The organism is Trichocoleus sp. FACHB-40 (genome assembly GCF_014695915.1).
GTDB lineage: Bacteria > Cyanobacteriota > Cyanobacteriia > Cyanobacteriales > FACHB-T130 > Funiculus > Funiculus sociatus.
Genome location: NZ_JACJPF010000005.1, coordinates 1 through 3001 on the forward strand (window position 1 = coordinate 1; position 3001 = coordinate 3001).

Sequence of the window (3001 nt, forward strand, 5' to 3'; positions counted from 1 at the left end):
AGACATGAATGGATGAGGCTTCGTTTGCGATCGCCTTCTTTTAGAATGGCTTCTAAGTTGGGTGGATGCCGCAATTGAGCGCATCTTCAATAATTCTTCTGCTGCTCATCGGCAAAACACCACAGCCATTGCTCTCCTAATTCTGCCGAACTGATTACAGTATGTCCGGTTTCCTCATAGTGACGGCGAGAATGCTGATGTTCTGAGGAGTCGCAGCACAGCATCTTACCGCAGGTCTGACAAATGCGAAGATGCACCCAGCGACCATTGATCCGAATGCACTCTTCACAGCGAAACACGGGATAGTTGGCTTTAGAGATTAGGTTTTCCAGAGTCACTTCATTGAGGTGTTGGCAGGGCATAGGGTTTTCTGATAAGTGTATGAGTTGGAGTTGCTGATTGAATGCTTCCAATTCTAAGGTCTAAACTAGCGATCGCTTTCTTCTCAAGTGGATGGAACTTAATATAAATCGAGATGCAGTAACCAAGGAGAGCGAATGCTGAACTAAGGCTTTCTATGGTGACTTATCTGATTACAGGGGCAAATCGCGGTATTGGTTACGAATACTGCCGTCAACTCAATGAACGGGGAGATCCGGCGATCGCAGCCTGTCGCACCGTCGCCATTCTCCTGCTTAGTTCATTCAGTTCTTTTAATTTCCTCTGCTCGTTTACGTTCTGCCCGACGCTCAATGCTATTGAATCCCAGGAGCTGTACAGTGGTTCTTCCTTCCGGGGTTAAGCCAATAATTTCGTCATCTCTTAAGGAGAAATGTTCGCTCCATTGTTGAGTGCGGGGATTGTACAAAAAACTGAAGTCGTTGGTTTGTGGATCGAAAGAGCCAAGATCGGTTCCTTTGTAACGGTTACACCGCCAACAGGCATAGGCTAAATTTTTAGCAGTAGTTTCACCGCCATGCTTGATAGCAATAACATGATCGACTTCATGGACATAGAAGCTGACATCTGCTGAAATTTGGCAGTATTCGCAGCAATATCCGGATCGCTTTTGAACCAAGCGGCGTAGGGATTCAGATATGTATGTCACGAGTTAGTGGGGCGCGTGAGATAAGGCAGATTGCCAAGCTTTAGCATGATCGCGAGATGTTCAATTCGCTCATACTCGTTGAGTTCTTGAATCTCAGATGGTGTAATATTGCCACTTTGATTTTTGGCAAGTAACGTACTGAGTCGCTCTTGCATTTCAGGTGTGGGGCGAAAGGCGGCGATTTGTTCTGGGGTTGGCTGACTCGTCAGAAAGTCCAGAATGTAGCGGTAGACATGAGCCGGAAGGACAGCCTGCTGAACACACTGCCGTAATAATTCTGGCAAGCGATCGCCTAATTGAGCCAGTTGTTCGGAGAGGTCGTCTGGAATTTCAATCGTGATAGTTGCCACAGCGAGAACCATGCAATAACTACACTATTCGCTATTCTATGCCGAGTTGAGAGCTTCTCCCATAGTTTAAGCTGCTGACTCAGTGGAGGGTTTATTAAGGTGATCGCTTGCTTTCTGTACCCTTGAAGAGATGACTGTGTGTTCGGTTGTCAAAGCTGAGTTGTTCTATGGTGCGCTGCGAAGTAACAACTTAACTCGAACTCTGGAACGGCAAAAGGAATTTTTAGGGCGGTTTGCCTCGCTTTCTTTTGGGGATGAGGTTGCGATCGCGTGTGGTCAAATTCGTGCGCGTCTTGCCAGTGCGGGAACTCCGATTGGTGCCTATGATTTACAAATTGCAGCGTTAGCAAAGCTTTCCGAAGGAATCGCTCTTGCAAATAATCTAACGCTGGTGACACATAATACACGAGAGTTTGGGTGTATTGAGGGGTTGCAGGTTGAGGATTGGGCAATGGAGGCGTAAGCGATCGCCTCTAGGGTCTAATCATCATCAACTGTTTGCAGTTGAGGGGCAACACTCCAATTTAATACTCATCCACAAACTGAGGATGTACCCACAAAAACTCGCGGCGCTTGTTTTGCACTGGCATCAATCCGCCAAAACCAGGGTCTTTCTCTTTCAGTAGAGCTTGAAGTTTTCGCAATACTGCGCCTTCGGCTTGAATCGCTTCACCGTGTTCTAAATCGGGAGTATTGGTTTTAGATTGCCAATCAACGGCGACATCACTACCTTTCAGGGTAGATTCCAGACTTTTTTGCCCAAAATCGAGTTGTTCCTCAATAGCTTTATAGGTTGTGTCGTCTAGCATCAGTTTGGTGGCAGAACCTGCGACTGGCAAGATCAACCCTAAGGTGACAGACATAGTTTTGAGGAGAGGTGCGGCTTTAACAAACCACTCACGGGGCAAATCCAACTCATAAACTCCCTCTTTGCTTCCGGGTGGATTTAAAGCAGGTAGCGGTAGGCGAGAATGTTCGCACCAGAGGGTAATTTGAAATTTAGCGCTTATCCATCTAGGGCGATCAAAAAATCCCGGCTCGACAGGCTTAAAGCTAAACAACCGTGGGCCATCTTTGGCTTCATCGGTAAGCATTTGCATCAGTTCAGCAAACTGCTGATCGATCTGGCTCAGGATGGCAAGATGTTCTTGAGACAACGCTTGAAATCGTTCCTGATCTCGACGATCGAGCGTAACCAAATCTCTGCGGATAACTTTTAGCTCGTCTTTTACAGCGCTTCGGAACTGATCGACAATCTCTTGGGAAAGGGGAGGAGCAGTTGGTGCATTGTAAAGCAGTTGGTCAATGTTTTGCCATTCATCACAACCTGAAATAGGACAGGGAAACTCATGGCGATTCCTCTTTTTGCTTTCAATCAGCTTTTGCACCTCAAACAGTCCTTGTCCGGATGCATTCATCCCGCAAGGTTGGATGCAAGATACCATAACGTTACAGCGCAATCCTTGCCAAAAATTCTCGACCAGCCATTTCACCTCTTCGGTAAGATAGGACAGAAATCGCTCTGGATAAGCAGCTCGGACTGTAATTTTTACATCTGTACCAATCTGTTCTAGCAATGCCCGACCGTTGTAGTCGTTGTCAA

At 46.7% G+C, this 3001-nt stretch carries 4 protein-coding genes and 2 pseudogenes; 2 read left to right on the plus strand and 4 right to left on the minus strand.

Annotated features, from left to right (window positions below; genetic code table 11):
• Window positions 1–86: 86 nt before the first annotated feature.
• On the minus strand, window positions 87–362 hold the full coding sequence (locus H6F63_RS00075) for a UBP-type zinc finger domain-containing protein (RefSeq protein ID WP_190633838.1): 276 nt from the start codon (window positions 360–362) through the stop codon (window positions 87–89).
• A 155-nt stretch (window positions 363–517) separates the two neighbouring features.
• On the opposite strand from H6F63_RS00075, the pseudogene H6F63_RS29700 reads away from it, so the two are divergent.
• Window positions 518–619 (plus strand): annotated as a pseudogene (locus H6F63_RS29700) (short-chain dehydrogenase); the annotation flags it as partial.
• Window positions 620–640: 21 nt separating this feature from the next.
• Here H6F63_RS29700 and H6F63_RS00080 read toward each other — a convergent pair.
• Together H6F63_RS00080 and H6F63_RS00085 are read right to left on the minus strand one after the other, a co-directional pair.
• Window positions 641–1048: an HNH endonuclease gene (locus H6F63_RS00080; protein WP_190633840.1), complete on the minus strand. Its 408-nt coding sequence runs from the start codon at window positions 1046–1048 to the stop codon at window positions 641–643.
• Window positions 1045–1398, minus strand: coding sequence for a hypothetical protein (locus H6F63_RS00085; protein ID WP_190633842.1), 354 nt, complete (start codon window positions 1396–1398; stop codon window positions 1045–1047). The genes H6F63_RS00080 and H6F63_RS00085 overlap by 4 nt, the downstream gene beginning before the upstream one ends.
• A gap of 130 nt (window positions 1399–1528) precedes the next feature.
• On the opposite strand from H6F63_RS00085, the gene H6F63_RS00090 reads away from it, so the two are divergent.
• On the plus strand, window positions 1529–1861 hold the full coding sequence (locus tag H6F63_RS00090; RefSeq protein WP_190633844.1) for a PIN domain-containing protein: 333 nt from the start codon (window positions 1529–1531) through the stop codon (window positions 1859–1861).
• Between the two features lie 61 nt (window positions 1862–1922).
• On the opposite strand, the pseudogene H6F63_RS00095 reads toward H6F63_RS00090, so the two are convergent.
• Window positions 1923–3001: pseudogene (locus H6F63_RS00095) on the minus strand (hypothetical protein); the annotation flags it as partial.